The sequence below is a fragment of the Paraburkholderia sp. J41 genome (assembly GCF_905220235.1).
Classification (GTDB): domain Bacteria; phylum Pseudomonadota; class Gammaproteobacteria; order Burkholderiales; family Burkholderiaceae; genus Paraburkholderia.
Genome location: NZ_CAJMZE010000053.1, coordinates 14,904 through 32,910, shown reverse-complemented (window position 1 = coordinate 32,910; position 18,007 = coordinate 14,904). Strand labels below are relative to the sequence as shown.

Here is an 18,007-nt window from a genome sequence, read left to right as displayed (position 1 = left end):
TCTGGGCAGCGGCGAGAACTATACGAAGGTGCTGGAGCCGCTCGCGGACAAGCTCGGAGCGGCGCTGGGCGCGTCGCGCGCGGCGGTGGACGCGGGCTACGTGCCGAACGACTTCCAGGTGGGCCAGACCGGCAAGATCGTGGCGCCGCAACTGTACGTTGCAGTGGGCATTTCGGGCGCGATCCAGCATCTGGCGGGCATGAAGGACTCGAAGGTGATCGTCGCCATCAACAAGGACGAAGAAGCGCCCATTTTCAGCGTGGCCGATTACGGCCTCGTGGGCGATCTGTTTGCGGTGGTGCCGGAATTCGCCGGCACGCTTTAAGCCGCGGCCCGCCGGCCGCGTCGCGCCCGCGACGCGGCCTTGCCAGGCCCTCCTCCGCACGCGGTTCCCCGCGCCCGGTTATATTGCGCGTGAAGCCGCGCCGCACTTTGCGCACGCGCGAGCGCCCGAACGAGCCCGCCCGCGATGGAGCACGCCTACGACCACATGCTGCACCTGCTCGCCGCGCATCCCGCGTGGACGCTCGGCTTCGTCGCGCTCGCCGCATTCCTCGAATCGCTCGCCTTCGTCGGCACCTTCGTGCCCGGCAGCACGGCCATGTTCATCGCGGGCGCGTTCGCGGCAACCGGCGCGCTGAATCTCGGCTGGCTGTTCTTCTGGGCGATCCTCGGCGCGGTGGCCGGCGACGGCGCGAGCTTCTGGATCGGACGCCGCTATCGCAACTCGCTCACGCAAATCTGGCCGTTCAGCCGCCATCCCTTCATTCTCGAACGCGCGCAAGCGTATTTCGTCAGCCACGGCACGCGCAGCGTGATCCTCGCGCGCTTCGTCGCGCCGCTGCGGGCGGTCGTGCCCATCGTCGCCGGCATGGCGGGCATGACGCCCGCGCGCTTCTTCGTGATGAACCTGATTTCGGCGCTCGTCTGGGCGCCCGCGCACATCGTGCCGGGCGTGGTGTTCGGCGCGTCGATCCAGCTCGCGGGCGCGGTGTCGTTCCGGCTTGTCGTGATCCTCGCGTTCGTGGCGCTCGCGGGCTGGCTCATCTGGCACGCCTCGCGCATCCTGCTGGAGCACGCCGACAACTGGGCCAGCGGCTCGCGCCGCCGCGCCGCCGCGTGGGCGGCGCAGCATCACGGCCGCGCGGCGCGGCGGCTCGCGCGGCTGCTTGATCCGGCGCAACCGGCGCTGGGCGCGATTCTCGTCATTACCGGCCTCGTGCCGGTTTGCGCGGCCGTGTTTTCCTACGTGCTCGACAACGTGCTGCGCGGCGCGCCGCTCGTGCAGCTCGATCAGTCCGTGCGCCAGTTTCTGCATTCGCTCCATTCGACCTGGGCCGACGCCGCGCTCGCGCGCGTCGAAACGCTCGGCAGCGGCTGGACGCAAGCGGCGCTCGTCGCGACCGTCGGCATCTGGATGGCGTTCGAACGGCGCTGGCGCACCATCGCGTACTGGCTCATCGCGGCAAGCGTTTCGCAGTTGCTGATCGTCGCGCTGCGCTTCGCGATCCACCATACGGCGCCCGGCCACGCAACCCTCGAAGCCTACGTGTTCCCGAGCGACCGCGTGGCGTCGATGGTGATCGTCTACGGCTTCGTGATGTTCCTGCTCGTGCGCCGCGCCACCATGCTCGAAGCGGTGATGGTCGCCGCGCTTGGCAACGCCATCGTCGTGGCCGTGACGTTCGCCGGGCTTTACTTCGACCGTTTCCTGTTCTCGGACGCCATCGGCGGCGCGGCCTTCGCGTCGATCTGGGTCGCGGCCGTCGTGCTCACCTCGCTCTGGCGCTACCCCGCGCGGCCGCCACAGCGCACCTTCATGCCCGCGATCGCGCTTGCGGTGCTGGTCGCGGCGTTTCTCGCGCAAACGCTGCCGGCGGGCCGCGTCGGCCGCGACGTCGCGCAGCAGAACAACGCCTCGGGCGGCGCGTCGGCGAGCGTCGTCGTCACGCAATTGCAATGGAGCGATTCGCTGTGGCGCACGCTCGCGTGCTACCGCTTCGACATGAAAGGCGAGCGCCGCGAACCGATGACGATCCAGTGGGCCGCCAGCGCCGACGACCTGCGCGCCGCGCTGCGCGACGCGGGCTGGGTGGAAGGCCCGCAGGTCTCGGTGAAAAGCGTGCTTTCGCTCGTGGCGCCCAACGTCGACGTGATGATGCTGCCGCTGCTGCCGAAGCTGAACAACGGCCTGCCCTCGCCGCTGGTGTTCGCGCGCGCGCGCACCGCCGGCGCGGAAGGCGCGAATCAAGCCGCGAACACCAACCACACCAATAACGCCGATAACACCTACAACGCCGGCAACGCGAGCGGCTCCGGCAGCGCCGCGAAAACGCACGGCGGCGCGCCCGAAAGCCCGCGCGACAGCCGCCGCGACGTGCTGCGCTTCTGGCCGACCAACTACGCGCTCGCGCCGCGCACGGAAGGCGGCGCGAGCGCGCCGCTATGGATCGGCTCGCTGGTTCATGAACGGCTGCGGCGCGTGTCCTGGCCGTTCAACTTCGTGACCACCTACACCGACCGCGACGCCACCGGCCTCGCCGCGCCTGGCGTGCCGCCAGGCTGGCGCACGATCACGCTGCCCGGCGAGATGGGCTGCGAAGGACGCCCCGTCACGCTGGTCGTTCAGGCCAACCGCTGAGCGCCCGCACGACGGCGTCCGCGCCGCGGCACGACGTCACGGCATGAAGTCGCGGCATGAAGTCGCGGTAAGCGCTCAGGCGTGCGCTTCCGACCAGCTTCCCGTCGCGTTGAAACGGTCGATGCGCTTGCGCGCGTCGGCGTAGGCGGCGTCGAGCGCGGCGGTTTCGCCCGTGTAATTGCGCATCAGATCGTGGAAACGCACGCTGCGCCCTTCCAGATGCGCGTCGGCGCCGTGGCGGCAAATGTAGCCGCTGTAATGGAACAGCGGCTCGGGCGAGCGCGGCCCGAACGCCGGAATCGCCAGCACCCAGATTTCGAAGCCTTCGTGCTCCGTGTGGTCCCACATGGCCTGCCTCCTTCGTCGTCGATGCGAAAAGGTAACTATCGGCGCATTTCGCGCGCCTCGCCATGAAAGCGCCCTTTATTTAGACTTTGGCTACACTATGCGGGTTTGCGCCCGCTTGCGGCTTCAAGCAATCCGACGCGCGCCCGGAATTCCGCATACGACTTCATAAGCGATATCCCACATCATGACGCCGGCCTCTCTCACGCAGGAACCGCAGTCCGTCTCCAGCGCGGTCACGCGCAACGCGTTTTTCATCGTGGTGACCGTCAACGACGACGCCGCCAGCCGCAACACCGTGCGCGCCTGGTGCGCCGACGTCGCCAATCTCGTGCGCGCCGTCGGCAAACGCGTGCCGGCCGGCAATCTGTCGTGCGTCGTGGGCTTCGCCTCCGACGCCTGGGACAAGCTGTTCGGCGAGCCGCGCCCCGGCGAACTGCATCCGTTTCGCGAGTTCGGCACGGGCGAGCGCAAGGCGATCGCCACGCCCGGCGACATTCTTCTGCACATTCGCGCCGACGAAACCGACCTCTGCTTCGAACTCGCCACGCAACTCATGACGCGCCTCGAAGGCGCGGTCAAGACCGTGGACGAAGTCCACGGCTTTCGCAATTTCGACATGCGCGCGATGATCGGTTTCGTCGACGGCACGGAAAATCCCGTGGGCAACGAGGCGGTCCATTTCACCGTGATCGGCGAGGAAGACCCGGAATTCTGCGGCGGCAGCTACGTGCTCGTGCAGAAGTACCTGCACGACATGAAAGGCTGGAACGCGCTGCCGGTGGAGGCGCAGGAGCACATCATCGGGCGCACCAAGTTGCAGGACATCGAACTCGACGAAGGCGTGAAGCCGAGCTGGTCGCATAGCTCGCTCACGACGCTCGACGACGCGAACGGCAACGAGATCAAGATCCTGCGCGACAACATGCCGTTCGGGCGCCCCGGATCGGCGGAATTCGGCACGTATTTCATCGGCTACGCGCGCTCGCCGCAGCCGATCGAGCAGATGCTGGAAAACATGTTCGTCGGCAATCCGCCGGGCAATTACGACCGGCTGCTCGATTTCAGCCGCGCGGTGACGGGCGGCCTGTTCTTCGTGCCGTCGCAGCCGCTGCTCGAAGCGCTCGCCGACGCCGAGCCGGGCGCCGCGCCGTCGATCGACCTGACATCGGCTGCACCGGCCGAAAGCCAAACGCAAACCACAACCGAGCGCGCCGCCGTGTCCGCGGACGGCTCGCTCGCCATCGGATCTCTCAAAGGAGCACCCCGGCATGAATAACCTCCATCGCGAGCTGGCGCCCATTTCCACGGCCGCATGGTCGCAGATCGAAGAAGAAGTCGCGCGCACCTTCAAGCGCTCGCTGGCGGGCCGCCGCGTCGTGGACGTGGAAGGCCCCGGCGGCCCGGCGCTCGCCGCCGTCGGCACCGGCCACCAGAACGGCATCGCCGCGCCGCTTGAAGGCATTCGCGCGCGCCAGCGCGAAGTGAAGGCGATCGTCGAACTGCGCGTGCCGTTCGAGCTTTCGCGCGACGCCATCGACGACGTGGAGCGCGGCGCCGAGGACTCCGACTGGCAGCCGGCCAAGGACGCGGCCACGCGCCTCGCGTTCGCGGAAGACCGCGCGATCTTCGACGGCTACACGGCCGCGCAGATCACCGGCATTCGCGAAGGCACGTCGAACCCGGTCCTGCCGCTGCCCGCCAATCTCGCCGATTACCCCGAAGTGGTCGCGAAAGCGCTCGAAGAATTGCGCCTGCAAGGCGTGGACGGCCCGTACGCGGTGCTGCTCGGCTCGGACGCCTACACGGCGGTGAGCGAGGCGAGCGACCAGGGCTACCCGATCCTCGAACACATCCGCCGCCTCGTGAACGGCGAGATCATCTGGGCGCCGGCCATCGTCGGCGGCGTGATTCTGAGCACGCGCGGCGGCGACTTCGCGTTCCATCTCGGCCAGGACGTGTCGATCGGCTATTCCTCGCACGACGACAAAAGCGTGCGGCTGTATCTCCAGGAGAGCTTTACGTTCATGATGCTGACCGCCGAGGCTTCGGTGGCCGTGAAGGCGGAATGACGCAGGCGGCGCGATCCGGCGACGGAATCGCGCGCGCCGTGGGGAAATGGCGCGCGCGGCCGCCGCTGCCGGTATCATGGCGGGCTCGCCCCGCGCCTCGCCGCGCGGACGCGCCCGATTCCCTTCACGATGAGCAGAGGAATACCGCCATGACGGCCGCAACGCAATTCGATCAGGTATCCGTAATCAAACGCGCCAACGTCTATTTCGAGGGCAAGTGCGTCTCGCACACCGTGCTGTTCGCCGACGGCTCGCGCAAGACGCTGGGCGTGATCCTGCCCGGCACGCTGAACTTCGGCACGAACGCGCCGGAACTCATGGAAGTGCAGGCCGGCCAATGCCGCATTCGTCTCGAAGGCAGCAACGAGTGGCAGACCTACGGCGCGGGCGAGTCGTTCTCGGTGCCGGGCGAGAGCCGCTTCGACATCGACGTGATCGAAACGCTCGACTACGTGTGCAGCTATCTGTAATCGCTCGGCAGCGCTTTCAACGCGTTTTTCGACGCGTTTTCGACGACGGCAAACGCCCGCCTTTCACGGCGGGCGTTGTTTTTTTCGGGCCGCCGGCCGGCGCGTTGCATGAGCGCTGCGGGTAGGTTTCCCACGCGCCACGCCGAGCGCAGCGCCAATCCGCGCTCGCTAAAATAAACGGACGCCTTAGTTGCGTTCTTTGTCGCGTTCTTAGTTGCGTTCTTAGTTGCGTCCTTGTCGCGCGCTTTTCGCCACTCTTCGCTCGCCGTGTCCGACCGTTCCGCCGATTCCTCCCCGCGCCCGCGCGCCGTCCGCCCGCCGCCGCGCAGCCCGCTCGCGACGCTCGCCGTCGTCACCCTCCTCACGGGCCTGGGCGCGGGGCTTGGCGGCATGCTGCTCGCGCTGCTGCTGCACGCCGTCCAGCATCTCGCGTATGGCTACGGCGCGGGTCGCATCGTGGGCGCCGAGAGCTTTCTGCAAGGCGTGAGCGGCGCCTCGCCCGCGCGCCGCGTGGCCGCGCTCGTGGCGTGCGGCGTGATCGGCGGATGCGGGTGGTTCGCGCTTTATCGCTACGGGCGGCCGCTCGTGAGCATCGCCGCGGCACTCAAACCGGGCGGCGCGCGCATGCCGCTCTTTGCCACCACCGTGCATGCGCTGTTGCAGATCGTGACCGTGGCGTTGGGCTCGCCGCTCGGGCGCGAAGTCGCGCCGCGCGAGATCGGCGCCGTGATCGCGGGCTGGCTCGCGAAGCGCACCGGACTGACCGCCGGCGAACGCCGCCTGATGATCGCGTGCGGCGCGGGCGCGGGCCTCGCCGCCGTGTACAACGTGCCGTTCGGCGGCGCGGTGTTCGTGCTCGAAGTGCTGCTCGGCAGCTTCGGCTGGTCGGCGGTCGTGCCCGCCATCACGACCTCGGCCATCGCCGCCGTCGTCGCGTGGATCGGTCTCGGCGACGCGCAGCAATACCGCGTGCCCGCCTATGCCATCAATGCGCAACTCGTGACGATATCGGCGCTGTGCGGGCCGGTTTTCGGCGCGGCCGCCCACGGCTTCGCGAACCTCACGAGCCGCGCGCGCAGCGCCTCGCCGAAGGACTGGCGGCTGCCGCTCTACTCGCTCGTCAACTTCGCGGGCATCGGCGTGCTGGCGATCTGGTTTCCGCAACTGCCCGGCAACGGCAAAGGCCCGGCGGGACTCAGTTTCGACGACGATCTCGGCATCGGCCTCGCGGCCACGCTGCTCGCGCTGCGCGTGCTGATCACGACGACCACGCTGCGCGCGGGCGCGAAAGGCGGCCTGCTCACGCCCGGCCTCGCGAACGGCGCGCTGCTCGCCATCGTGATCGGCGGCGTGACGAATCACGTGTGGCCGGGCATGGCAACGGGCGCGTTCGCCATTGTCGGCGCGGCGGCGTTCCTTGCTTCGTCGATGCAGATGCCGGTGACGGCCATCGTGCTCGCGCTCGAATTCACGCACGCGAACCACGATCTCGCGATTCCGATGCTGCTCGCCGTGGCCGGTTCAGTCGCAACCTTGCGGCTGCTCGACCGCAAACCGCAAAACGCCGCGTCCGAGGCGGGCGAGCGAACCCGCCGCCTTGCCGCGCTACGCGCCCCGGACGCACACGAGCCGTCGGACTGAGCGACGTTCACAAGCCACGTTAATCAGGATTCCGAATCGCCGAGATCGGCAAGCGGATGGGTTGCTTCGCTCCACGGCGAAGCGAGAAAAGAGCGCACGCTCCCGGGCGTCACTTCGTCGAGCGTGGCGGGCGACCAGCGTGGCGAGCGGTCCTTGTCGACGAGATGCGCGCGCACGCCTTCGCAAAAGTCGCCTTCCCCGATCGCTTTTCCCACGATGCCAAGCTCCATGCGAAAGCTATCGGCAAGCGTGATCTCGCGGCCGCGCAGCAGCGCTTCGCGCGTGACTTCGAGCATCGTCGGCGAGAAATGCCCGAATGCGTCGAGCGTGGATTCGAGCCACGCGCGTTCGCGTTCCGCAGGTTCGCGCGCGAGTTCGGCACGCAAGGACACCACGATTTCGGCCACGCGTTTGTTGCGCGCGAAGTGGCGCTTCACGAGTGGTTCGATGTCGGCGAGCGGGCTTGGCGCGGCCTCGTTCGTGTCGCCGGGGGTGCCGGGCGTGCCCGGCGCGGCAAACACGGCGCGCAACGTCCCGAGCACGTCGCCGGACCATTGTGCTTGCGCGAGGCGCGCTTCGTAATCGCCGAGCCATTCCGCGTCCACGCAGGCGTCCGCGAGATGACAATGCATGGCGTCGGCGCCCGTGAGCGTCGCGCCGGTTAGGCCCACGTAAAGTCCCATTTCCACGGGCATGCGCGCGAGAAAATGCGTGGCGCCCACGTCGGGAATGAGCCCGATGCGGGTTTCGGGCATTGCGATTTTCGTGCGCGTGGTCGCGACGCGCAACGCCGCCGCCTGGCCTAGCCCCATGCCGCCGCCCATCGTCACGCCGTCGAGCAACGCGACGAGCGGCTTCTCGAACCGGTGCAGCGCGTAATCGAGCCGGTATTCGTCGACGAAAAATTGCTGCCAGCCGTGCAAGCCTTCGCGCCGGCCCTCGCGCGCAAGCGTGTACAGCGCGCGCACGTCGCCGCCCGCGCAAAAACCCTTCGGCCCCGCGCCTTCGAGCACGAGCGCCACGAGGTTGCCGTCGTTGCGAACGCGTTCGAGCAGCACGGCAATCTCGCGCACCATGGCGTGCGAGAGCGCGTTGAGCGCGGCCGGACGATTGAGCGTGACGATCGCGACACGATTGACGACGCGATACAGCACGTGCGCTTCGGCTTCGTGGCGGCTGCTTTCGGCGCGAGCGGAAGCGGGCGTTGCATTCATTGATTCGGACTCCGTGTTAATGTCATTCGGTACTGTTGAACACATCAGCGCAATTCGGGAAAATCGTCTTCCCAGTATTCGTCGGGCTCGCGCGCAAGATCCGTGCTGCGTTCCATTTCGCGCCGCCGCAATTCCACGCGGCGAATCTTGCCGGAAATCGTCTTTGGCAGATCGCTGAATTGCAGGCGCCGGATGCGCTTGTACGGCGCGAGTTTTTCGCGCGAAAAGCGGAACACTTCGCGCGCGAGATCGGGACCGGCTTCGTAACCCTGGCGCACGATCACGAACGCTTTCGGCACGGAAAGGCGCAGCGCGTCGGGGCTCGGCACGACGGCGGCTTCGGCAATCGCCTCGTGTTCGATCAGTACGCTTTCGAGTTCGAACGGGCTCAGCCGATAATCGGAGGACTTGAACACGTCGTCGGCGCGGCCCACGTACACGAGATAACCGTCGTCGCGGCGCATCGCCACGTCGGAGGTGTGATAGTAGCCGTTGCGCATGGCGTACTCGCTGGCCTTCGCGTTGTTCGCGTAGCCCGTCATCAGGCCGAGCGGCCGGTGGCTCAACGGCAACGCAATTTCGCCTTCGCTCGCGGGTCGATCGTCGGCGTCCACCAGCTCCACGCGATAACCGGGCAGCGGCCTGCCCATCGAACCCGGCACCACCGTTTGCCCCGGCGAATTGCCGATCTGGCATGTGGTTTCGGTTTGGCCGTAGCCGTCGCGAATCGTGATGCCCCACGCTTTCTGCACGCGCTCGATGATCTCGGGATTGAGCGGCTCGCCCGCGCCCACGATCTCGCGCAATCTCACGTCGTAAGTCGCGAGCGGTTCCTGCACGAGCATGCGCCAGACCGTGGGTGGCGCGCAGAGCGTGGTCACGCCGCATTGCACGAGCGCCGCCAGCGTGTCTTTCGGCACGAAGCGCGCGAAGTTGTAGACGAACACGCACGCTTGCGCATTCCACGGCGCGAAAAAGCAGCTCCACGCGTGTTTGGCCCAGCCCGGCGAACTGATGTTCCAGTGAATGTCGCCGGGCATGAGGCCGATCCAGTACATCGTCGAAAGATGCCCTACCGGATAGCTCTCGTGCGTATGTTCGACGAGCTTCGGCCTGGAGGTCGTGCCCGAGGTGAAATAAAGCAGCAGCGCATCGGTGGCGCGCGTGGGGCCGTCGGGTGTGAATTGCGCGCTCGCTTCGCAGGCGCGCGAAAGGTCGATCCAGCCTTCGCGTTGCGCGCCCACGGCAATGCGCCGTACCTGCGTATCGAGCGCATCGAACTTGCCGAGTTCGGCGCCGTCGACCACGACGTAACGCGCGCCGCCCGCTTCCACGCGTTCGCGCACGTCGTCGGGCGAAAGCTGCGTGGTGGCGGGCAGCACGATGGCGCCCAGCTTCATCGCGGCAAGCATCACGTCCCACAGTTCGACGCGATTCGGCAGCATCAGCAGCAGGCGATCGCCGCGCCCCACGCCTTGCTCGCGCAGGAAATTCGCCATCCGCGAGGAGCGCTCGGACATCTGCGCGAACGAATAGCGCGTGCCGCCCTGCGCGAGATCGTCCACGATCCAGAGCGCCGTATTGTCGTTGCCGCGCGCCATCACGTCGAAGTAATCGAGCGCCCAGTTGAACGTGTCGAGCGCTGGCCACGCGAACGCGTCATAGGCGCGGGCGTAGTCGGTGCGATGACGCAGCAGCAGATCGCGTGCGTCGATGAAGGCCTGCGCGGAAGGGTGATAACCGTTCATCGATGTCTCCAAACTGTTGGCGCCCGCATGCGTGCGGCGCGTGTTTTATTCTGGATTCCTGTCTATTCACAACTGGCGCGCGATCACCATTCGCTGCACTTCGCTCGTGCCTTCGTAAATCTGCGTGATGCGCGCGTCGCGATAATGGCGCTCCACCGGGTAATCGTTGAGAAAGCCGTAACCGCCGTGAATCTGGATCGCGTTCGAGCACACCTCTTCGGCCATTTCCGATGCATAGAGCTTCGCCTGCGAAGCCTCCGACAAACACGGCTTGCCGAGCGAGCGCAAGCGCGCCGCATGATGCACGAGATGGCGCGCGGCGTTGATGCGCGTGTGCATGTCGGCGAGCATGTTCGCCACGCTTTGATGCTTGATGATCGGCTCGCCGAACTGCACGCGTTCGTGTGCATAGGCGCGCGCCGCGTCGAAGGCCGCGCGCGCGATGCCGAGCGCCTGCGCCGCGATGCCGATGCGCCCGCCTTCGAGATTCGCCAGCGCGATCTTGAGCCCTTCGCCGCGCTGGCCCAGCAGATTCGCCTCGGGAATCGCGCAATCGACGAACGAGATCGGGCAGGTGTCCGAGGCGCGAATACCCATTTTCTTTTCGGTCGGGCCGACGTTGAAACCCGGCGTGTCCGTCGGCACGATGAATGCCGAAATGCCGCGCTTGCCCGCTTCGGGATCGGTCACGGCGAACACGATGGCAACACCCGCGCGCGCGCCATTCGTCACGAACTGCTTGTTGCCGTTGAGCACCCACTTGCCGTCGCGCAATTGCGCGCGCGTGCGCAGATTGTTCGCCTCGGAACCGGCTTGCGGCTCGGTCAGGCAGAACGCGCCGATCAGCTCGCCGCGCGCGAGCTTGCCGAGCCAGCGGTCCTTTTGTGCGTCGGTGCCGAATTGCAGCACCGGTCCGCAGCCCACGGAGTTGTGGACGCTCACGAGCGTCGCGCACGAGGCGCAGCCCGCCGCGATCTCCTCCATCGCGAGCGCGTAGGCAACGTAGTCGGTGTACGAGCCGCCTTGCTCCGCCGGCACGATCATGCCGAGAAAACCGAGTTCGCCCAGTTGCGCCACGACCTCGTCGGGCAGCTTGCCTTCGCGGTCCCATTGCGCCGCGTTGGGCGCCAGGCGCTCGCTCGAAAAATCGCGCGCGGCGTCGCGAATCATCCGCTGGTCGTCGGTCAAGAAATCGTCCATGTCTGTCTCCGTCCTGTGTCTCGCCTAGGGCTTGCCTGGAGCTTGCCTAGTTCTTGCCTCGCGTCGGTGCCTCGCGTCGCCTGGCGCGGCGCGCGGTTCCTGCACTGTGGCGCGCGCCGGCCGCGACCGCAAGGCTCGCGAAAAGTTTAGGCATGGCGGCGCGCGCATTCGATGCCCGGCGCGATCAAGCTGACTGATCGGATTTACCATAGCGTTTGTGAAAACCCTGATCGGAGCGCCTTCGTGCAATCTCTAAAATCCGCCGAAGTGAGCGAAAAAGGCACGATTGCGATGAGCCTCGTCAACGAGACGCTGGCGCGGGCGCGCGACGGCGGCCTCGACCCCGCCGCGCTCGCGCAAGCCGCGGGCATTGCGCCGGCGTGGCTCGACGCACCGCACGCGCGGGTGAGCGCCGCGCAGTACGGCGCGCTGTGGTCGGGCATCGCGCGCGCGCTCGACGACGAATTTCTCGGCCAGGATTCGCACGCGATGAAATACGGCAGCTTCGTCGCCATGACGCACGCGGCGCTCGGCGCGCGCACCGGCCGCCAGGCGCTGCAACGCGCCGTGCATTTCATGCGGCTCGTGCTCGACGATCTCGCGGCCGGAATCGACGCCGACGCGCGGCGCGTGCGCGTCACGCTCGCGCATCGCCCCGGCACCGCCACGCCCACGATGTTCGCGTACGCCACCTGGTTCATCCTCGTCTACGGGCTGCTGTGCTGGCTGGTCGGGCGGCGCATTCCGCTGGCCGCCGCGCGTTTTCGCTGCCCGGCGCCCGCCGCCGCAGCCGAATACCGGCTCATGTTTTGCGACGACATGGCGTTCGATCAGCCCGAATCGTGGTTCGAACTCGCGCCCGCGTTCCTCGATCTGCCCGTGATCCAGAACAGCCGCACGGCGCGCGCGTTCCTGCGCAACGCGCCAGGCAATTTCGTCGTCAAATACCGCCACGCGGGCGCCTTCGCCTCGCGCGTGCGGCGCATGCTGCGCGCCCTGCCCGCCACCGCGTGGCCCGACGCCGACGCCCTCGCGCAACGCCTGAACGTCGCGCCCGCCACGCTGCGGCGGCGCCTGCGCGAGGAAGGCCAAAGCTGCCAGTCGATCAAGGACGAGTTGCGGCGCGATCTCGCGCTGGCCGCGCTGCGCGACACGCCCCGTTCGGTCGCCGACATCGCGGCCTCGGTCGGGTTCGCGGAACCGAGCGCGTTCCATCGCGCGTTTCGCAAATGGACGGGCCAGCGCCCGGCTGAATACCGGGCCGCGCAAGCGCGCGAAGCCCGCGTGGCCTGAGACGTTCCGACATCCAAATATGACTGCCGGATATTGAGATATCTCCTATAGTTCAGGGATATCCCTGATATGAAAGGCCTTGCCATGAACTCCCTTCCGCGTGTATTGCTCGGCGGCCTCGCCGTGGCATGCAGTGTCGCGTCGGTGGCGGCGCTGGCTCAACCGTACGGCGCGCAAGGGCCGCTCACGCGCGCCCAGGTTCGCGCCGATTTCCTCGAATGGCGGCAGGCGGGCTACGATCCGCTCGACTGGCTCGACTATCCGGAAAACGCGCAGCAAGCGGGCGCCATCGTGGCGCAGCGGCGCACCGCGGGCGCGGCGGGTGCCTTGCCCGCGCAGCCCATGCAGTGATCGTTCTTCAGTGACGCCGCAACCCGCCCCGCATCGGCGCGCCACGACCGCCGATGCGGGCTAAGTGCGGCTTCACGCCTGCCCGCCCGAACGGTTTAGAACGAAATCCCCCGCCCATCGCGGCCCGCGCCGCAAGCCGCCCTGTTGTTCCCCTTCCACGCCCGCGCCCGTCAGTCGGCGCGCGGCGGACAATTGTTTACAATCGCGCCCGTAGCCACGCGCCCCGCCGCGCCGATTACAAACAACAAACAATCAACGAACAACCGCTCGACTCTCAAGGGCCCGATCTTCATGGACGCCATCAAACGCTATTTCGGTTTTGAAGAAGCCGGCACCAACCTGCGCACCGAACTGCTTGCCGGTTTCACTACCTTCCTCACGATGGCTTACATCATCTTCGTGAATCCGGCCATTCTCGGCGACGCCGGCATGCCGAAGGAAAGCGTGTTCGTCGCGACCTGCCTCGTTTCGGCAATCGCCTCGATCATCATGGGACTCTACGCGAACTATCCGCTGGCGCTCGCGCCCGGCATGGGCCTGAACGCGTACTTCGCCTACGCGGTCGTCAAGGGCATGGGCTTCACGTGGCAAGCGGCGCTGGGCGCGGTGTTCGTCTCCGGCTGCCTGTTCTTCGTGGTCACGCTGCTGCGCGTGCGCGAGGCGATCATCACGGGCATCCCGCATTCGCTGCGCGTGTCGATCACGGCCGGCATCGGTCTCTTTCTCGGCATTATTTCGCTCAAGACGTCGGGCGTGATTGTCGGCAGCCCGGCCACGCTCGTCGAACTCGGCAATCTGCACGACCCGCATACGATTCTGGCGATCATCGGCTTCTTCGCGATCGTCACGCTCGACGTGCTGCGCGTGCGCGGCGCGATCCTGATCGGCATCGTGCTCGTGACGGTGCTGTCGTTCTTCTTCGGCGGCAACCAGTTCCACGGCATCTTCTCCGCGCCGCCGTCGATTACGCCGACCTTCGCGCAACTCGACATCAAGGGCGCGCTCTCCACGGGCGTGCTCAACGTGATTCTCGTGTTTTTCCTCGTCGAACTGTTCGACGCAACCGGCACGCTGATGGGCGTCGCGAACCGCGCGGGGCTGCTCGTGGAAGGCAAGATGCACCGCCTGAACCGCGCGCTGCTGGCCGACAGCACGGCCATTCTCGCGGGCTCGGTGCTCGGCACGTCGTCGACCACGGCTTACATCGAAAGCGCCTCGGGCGTGCAAGCCGGCGGCCGCACCGGCCTGACCGCCGTCACCGTGGCCGTGCTATTTCTCGCGTGCCTGTTCGTCGCGCCGCTCGCGGGCGTGGTGCCCGGCTACGCCACGGCGCCGGCGCTGCTCTACGTTTCGTGCCTGATGCTGCGCGAACTCGCCGACCTGCCGTGGGACGACGCGACCGAAGTCGTGCCCGCCGCCCTCACCGCGCTCGCAATGCCGTTCACGTATTCGATCGCGAACGGCGTGGCGTTCGGCTTCATCTCGTACGCCGGTCTCAAGCTGCTGACGGGGCGCGCGCGCCAGGTCAAGCTGATCGTCTGGGTGATCGCCGCCGTGTTTCTGTTCCGGTTCTTTTATCTCGGCAACGCCTGAACGACTTCGGCAAAAGGCGGCCCCGCGCCGCCTTTTTTATTGGCGGCGTGCGGCAAAATCCCCGTTGCGTCAACGGTTGCGGCCGCGAAACGCCATTGCCGCCCGCGACCTCCTTATCATTGGAAAACATCGCCAGATTCCCCGTCCAGAGGAGCCGCCAAGTGGCCACATTCCCCGCCGCATCGGAACGCGCATCAGAACGCTACAGCAAGCCCGCCGTCTTCTTTCACTGGATCATCGTCGTCCTCATCGCGCTCGCCTATTTCGCGATCGAGATTCGCGGCCCGCGCGGCTCGGCAAGCCGCGAGCTGTGGTCCAACGTGCATTTCTGGTGCGGCACGCTCGTGCTCTCGCTTGCCGTGCTGCGCGTGCTGTGGCGCTTATGGCGCGGCGCGCCCGCCGACATCGACACGAACCGCGTGCTGGCATTTCTCTCGCGGCTCGTTCATCTCGCGCTGTATCTGTTCATCTTCGTGCAGCCGCTGCTGGGCATGCTGATGATCAATACGGGCGGCCACCCCGTCACGCTCGCCGGGCTCGGCTGGGACATCACGCTCGTCGGCCCCGATCCCGTTGCGCGCAAGTTCTTCCACAACGCGCACGTGCTGATCGGCAATGCGTTTTATTGGGTGATCGGGCTGCACGCGCTCGCGGCCATCGGCCACCATCTCGTGCTGCGCGACAACACGCTGCGCCGCATGATCTGAGGCGCCGCGCAAAACCGCCGTCCGCATAAACGAAAGCCGCGCCCAAAAGGCGCGGCATCGCTCTTGGCGGGACGCAAAGTCCCGGAACATTCAAACGGCGTGAGCCTGCACGAAGCGCACGTAGCCGCTGCGCAGCACGAGGCACTGCGCGCGCGTGTCGGAAAGCAGGCGGCGCGCGCAAGCTTCGATGCGGTCGCGATGATGGTCGAAGGCCGTGAGCATGTCTTCGGCTCGCGTAGACTCGGCGCCGAAGTGGTCCTCCAGCGCCGCCGCCGTGATCGTACATTCCACCCTTTCGCCATCGATCATCGCCGGGAACGCCAAGGTCAGTGCGCGGCCCGAGTACGCGGGCGCTTCATCGGGGAACATGATCTGCATAGGAGTCGCCTTTCAGGTGGAAGGTGAACGGGCCGCGCGCCGCGTGCCGCGTGCCGCCCCAAGTTCGTGCATGAAAGGCGGCGCGGCCGGGCGGATCGGCATTGGTCGTCGCGGCAATCATGCGTTTGCGACGGCTGATGGGATTCACTTTAGACGACTTCCCGCGTCCCGCAAGGCCGTCTTTGTCACGCCGTTGAAATAGCAGGACGTTACCGCCGCGCCCTTTTTTCGGCGATGTCCGGCGCGCTCGCGCATGAGCCGCGCTCGCCCGCGCGGCGCCCCGGTTTCAACCCTCGGTTTCAACCCCCGCCCCGGTTTCAACCCGATAGTCACGCGCCGCCGTTCCTGTACCATGAACCGTTCGACGAAGCGATGCCCGGCGCGCGCCGCATGTTGCGCCACAGCATCCTCAAACGACTGGAGACACGAGTGACCCGACGCCCCGTCACGCCGCGCGACGCGGCCCACGCGGACGCGATCGCGCAAGCTCACGCGCGATCGCGCGCCCTCGGGCTGCGCACGTCGGAAGCGCCCGAATTCGACGCGCTCGCCGCCGTGGATCTGCGCGAACTCATCGAGACCAACCGCACGCTCTATCGTCAGGCGCGCCCCGTGATGGACGCGCTGCACGCGCAGATCGCCGACACGCAAAGCATGGTGCTGCTCACGGACCGCAACGGCGTGATCCTGCACAGCCTCGGCGACAGCGACTTCGACGAAAAAGCACGCCGCGTCGCGCTGCGGCCCGGCGTGTCGTGGTCGGAGCAGCATCGCGGCACGAACGCGATCGGCACGGCGCTCGTCGAAGGTCAGCCCACCACGGTGCATGCGAGCGAGCATTTCCTGCGCGCCAACCACATTCTCACCTGCTCGTGCGCGCCCATCGCCGACCCTTACGGCCGCACGCTCGGCGCGCTCGACGTGAGCGGCGAGTCGCGCGGCTTTCACAAGCACACGCTCGCGCTCGTGCGCATGTCGGCGCAGATGATCGAGAATCATCTGTTCAACACCGAATTCGCCGACGCGGTGCGTCTGCAATTTCACGCGCGAGCGGAATTCATTGGTACGTTGTACGAAGGATTGGCCGCGTTTTCCGCCGACGGCACGCTGCTGTGCGCGAACCGCAGCGCGCTGTTCCAGTTCGGCGCGACGCTCGACGGACTGCCGCAGCGCGAGTTCGCCGCGCTGTTCGGGCAGCCGTTCGCGGCCTTCATGCAGCAGCTCATGCGCGCGCCCGGCGAGCCGCTCACGCTGGCGCTGCCGAGCGGCGTGCGCGTGATCGCGCGCGCCACGCCCGGCGCCGCCATGCTCACGCGCGCGGCGCCGCCCGCCGCGCCGGCGAAACCGGCGCCGCCCGCGCAAACCGAACCGCCGAAAACGCCCACGCTCGCCGATCTGAACACCGGCGACGCGCGCCTTGCCGCCGTGCTCGAACGCGTCGCGCGCGTGCGCGGCCGCGACATTCCCGTGCTCGTGCTCGGCCGCACGGGCACCGGCAAGGAATGGCTCGCGCGAGCGCTGCATCACGATTCGCCGCGCCGCGAAGCGCCGTTCGTCGCGCTCAATTGCGCGGCGCTGCCCGACACGCTGATCGAAGCCGAGCTATTCGGTTACGAGGACGGCGCGTTCACGGGCGCGAAGCGGCGCGGCAGCGCGGGCAAGATCGCGCAGGCTCACGGCGGCACGCTGTTTCTCGACGAGATCGGCGACATGCCGCTCGCGCAACAAGTGCGGCTCATGCGCGTGCTTCAGGATCGCGCGGTGGTGCCGCTCGGCGGCACGCGCGCCGTGCCGGTCGACGTGCGCATCGTGTGCGCGACGCATCGCGACTTACGCGCGATGATCGCCGAAGGCACATTCCGCGAAGACCTCTATTACCGCATCAACGGTCTGGTCGTGACGCTGCCGCCGCTTGCCGAACGCACCGATCTCGACGCGCTCGTGACGCGCGTGCTCGCCGCCGTGCGGCGCGAAATACCCGACGCGCCCGCGCGGCTCACGCCCGCCGTGCATGCGTGTTTCGCGCGCTGCCGCTGGCCGGGCAATCTGCGTCAGCTCGCGAGCGTGCTGCGCACGGCGGCGATCATGGCCGAAGGCGAGGCGGCCATCGACATGACGCATTTGCCCGAGGATTTTTTGCACGATTGCGAGGGCGTCGAAGCGACAGCCGGCAAAGAAGCCGGCGACCCGCGCCCGCCGGAGCCCGCGCGCCTGGCCGTGATGCAAACGCGCCTCATCGAAGCCACGCTGGCCCGGCATCGCGGCAATGTTTCGGCGGCCGCGCGCGAACTCGGGCTCGCGCGCAACACGGTGTATCGGCATCTGCGGCAACGGCGCTGACCGCGCGGCGCGTT

At 67.4% G+C, this 18,007-nt stretch carries 17 protein-coding genes; 11 read left to right on the top strand and 6 right to left on the bottom strand.

Annotated elements, in window-relative coordinates; translation table 11 throughout:
- Both U5805_RS30125 and U5805_RS30120 read left to right on the top strand, forming a co-directional pair.
- A partial coding sequence (locus U5805_RS30125) for an electron transfer flavoprotein subunit alpha/FixB family protein (RefSeq protein ID WP_322107138.1) occupies positions 1–325 on the top strand: 325 nt, incomplete at its 5' end.
- Between the two features lie 144 nt (positions 326–469).
- Positions 470–2,641, top strand: a complete 2,172-nt coding sequence (locus tag U5805_RS30120) for a VTT domain-containing protein (protein WP_322107137.1) — start codon at positions 470–472, stop codon at positions 2,639–2,641.
- Between the two features lie 75 nt (positions 2,642–2,716).
- Here the strand turns inward: U5805_RS30120 and U5805_RS30115 are convergent, their stop codons facing one another.
- Positions 2,717–2,989, bottom strand: a complete 273-nt coding sequence (locus U5805_RS30115; RefSeq protein ID WP_322107136.1) for a hypothetical protein — start codon at positions 2,987–2,989, stop codon at positions 2,717–2,719.
- A 184-nt stretch (positions 2,990–3,173) separates the two neighbouring features.
- Between U5805_RS30115 and U5805_RS30110 the strand changes: the two genes are divergently transcribed.
- The 4 genes from U5805_RS30110 to U5805_RS30095 all read left to right on the top strand — a co-directional run bounded on the left by U5805_RS30110 (position 3,174) and on the right by U5805_RS30095 (position 7,169).
- Positions 3,174–4,265, top strand: coding sequence for a Dyp-type peroxidase (locus U5805_RS30110; RefSeq protein WP_322107135.1), 1,092 nt, complete (start codon positions 3,174–3,176; stop codon positions 4,263–4,265).
- Complete coding sequence (locus U5805_RS30105; protein ID WP_322107134.1) at positions 4,258–5,058, top strand: family 1 encapsulin nanocompartment shell protein; 801 nt, start codon at positions 4,258–4,260, stop codon at positions 5,056–5,058. The genes U5805_RS30110 and U5805_RS30105 overlap by 8 nt, the downstream gene beginning before the upstream one ends.
- Positions 5,059–5,207: 149 nt before the next feature.
- A complete protein-coding gene (locus U5805_RS30100; RefSeq protein WP_322107133.1) occupies positions 5,208–5,528 on the top strand; it encodes a pyrimidine/purine nucleoside phosphorylase in 321 nt (106 codons plus the stop codon).
- Between the two features lie 267 nt (positions 5,529–5,795).
- Positions 5,796–7,169, top strand: coding sequence for a chloride channel protein (locus U5805_RS30095; RefSeq protein ID WP_322107132.1), 1,374 nt, complete (start codon positions 5,796–5,798; stop codon positions 7,167–7,169).
- Positions 7,170–7,192: 23 nt separating this feature from the next.
- Here the strand turns inward: U5805_RS30095 and U5805_RS30090 are convergent, their stop codons facing one another.
- The 3 genes from U5805_RS30090 to U5805_RS30080 form a co-directional block, all read right to left on the bottom strand.
- A complete protein-coding gene (locus tag U5805_RS30090) occupies positions 7,193–8,383 on the bottom strand; it encodes an enoyl-CoA hydratase/isomerase family protein (protein WP_322107131.1) in 1,191 nt (396 codons plus the stop codon).
- A 44-nt stretch (positions 8,384–8,427) separates the two neighbouring features.
- The gene (locus U5805_RS30085; RefSeq protein WP_322107130.1) at positions 8,428–10,131 is read right to left on the bottom strand and encodes an AMP-binding protein; all 1,704 of its coding nucleotides are present in this window, start codon (positions 10,129–10,131) and stop codon (positions 8,428–8,430) included.
- A 66-nt stretch (positions 10,132–10,197) separates the two neighbouring features.
- On the bottom strand, positions 10,198–11,331 hold the full coding sequence (locus U5805_RS30080) for an acyl-CoA dehydrogenase family protein (RefSeq protein ID WP_322107129.1): 1,134 nt from the start codon (positions 11,329–11,331) through the stop codon (positions 10,198–10,200).
- 291 nt (positions 11,332–11,622) lie between these two features.
- Here U5805_RS30080 and U5805_RS30075 point away from each other — a divergent pair, with 291 nt between their 5' ends.
- The 4 genes from U5805_RS30075 to U5805_RS30060 all read left to right on the top strand — a co-directional run bounded on the left by U5805_RS30075 (position 11,623) and on the right by U5805_RS30060 (position 15,275).
- Entirely contained in the window at positions 11,623–12,624 is a 1,002-nt protein-coding gene (locus U5805_RS30075; protein WP_322107141.1) for an AraC family transcriptional regulator, read from the top strand.
- Positions 12,625–12,708: 84 nt separating this feature from the next.
- Positions 12,709–12,975: a DUF4148 domain-containing protein gene (locus tag U5805_RS30070; protein ID WP_322107128.1), complete on the top strand. Its 267-nt coding sequence runs from the start codon at positions 12,709–12,711 to the stop codon at positions 12,973–12,975.
- 291 nt (positions 12,976–13,266) lie between these two features.
- Entirely contained in the window at positions 13,267–14,568 is a 1,302-nt protein-coding gene (locus U5805_RS30065) for an NCS2 family permease (RefSeq protein ID WP_322107127.1), read from the top strand.
- Positions 14,569–14,729: 161 nt separating this feature from the next.
- Positions 14,730–15,275 (top strand): cytochrome b, encoded by a 546-nt coding sequence (locus tag U5805_RS30060; RefSeq protein ID WP_322107126.1) that lies wholly within the window; start codon positions 14,730–14,732, stop codon positions 15,273–15,275.
- Between the two features lie 90 nt (positions 15,276–15,365).
- Here the strand turns inward: U5805_RS30060 and U5805_RS30055 are convergent, their stop codons facing one another.
- Positions 15,366–15,653, bottom strand: coding sequence for a DUF1488 domain-containing protein (locus U5805_RS30055; RefSeq protein ID WP_322107125.1), 288 nt, complete (start codon positions 15,651–15,653; stop codon positions 15,366–15,368).
- Positions 15,631–15,801 (bottom strand): hypothetical protein, encoded by a 171-nt coding sequence (locus U5805_RS30050; RefSeq protein WP_322107124.1) that lies wholly within the window; start codon positions 15,799–15,801, stop codon positions 15,631–15,633. The genes U5805_RS30055 and U5805_RS30050 overlap by 23 nt, the downstream gene beginning before the upstream one ends.
- A 281-nt stretch (positions 15,802–16,082) precedes the next feature.
- On the opposite strand from U5805_RS30050, the gene U5805_RS30045 reads away from it, so the two are divergent.
- Positions 16,083–17,993, top strand: a complete 1,911-nt coding sequence (locus U5805_RS30045) for a sigma-54-dependent Fis family transcriptional regulator (protein ID WP_322107123.1) — start codon at positions 16,083–16,085, stop codon at positions 17,991–17,993.
- Positions 17,994–18,007 lie beyond the last annotated feature (14 nt).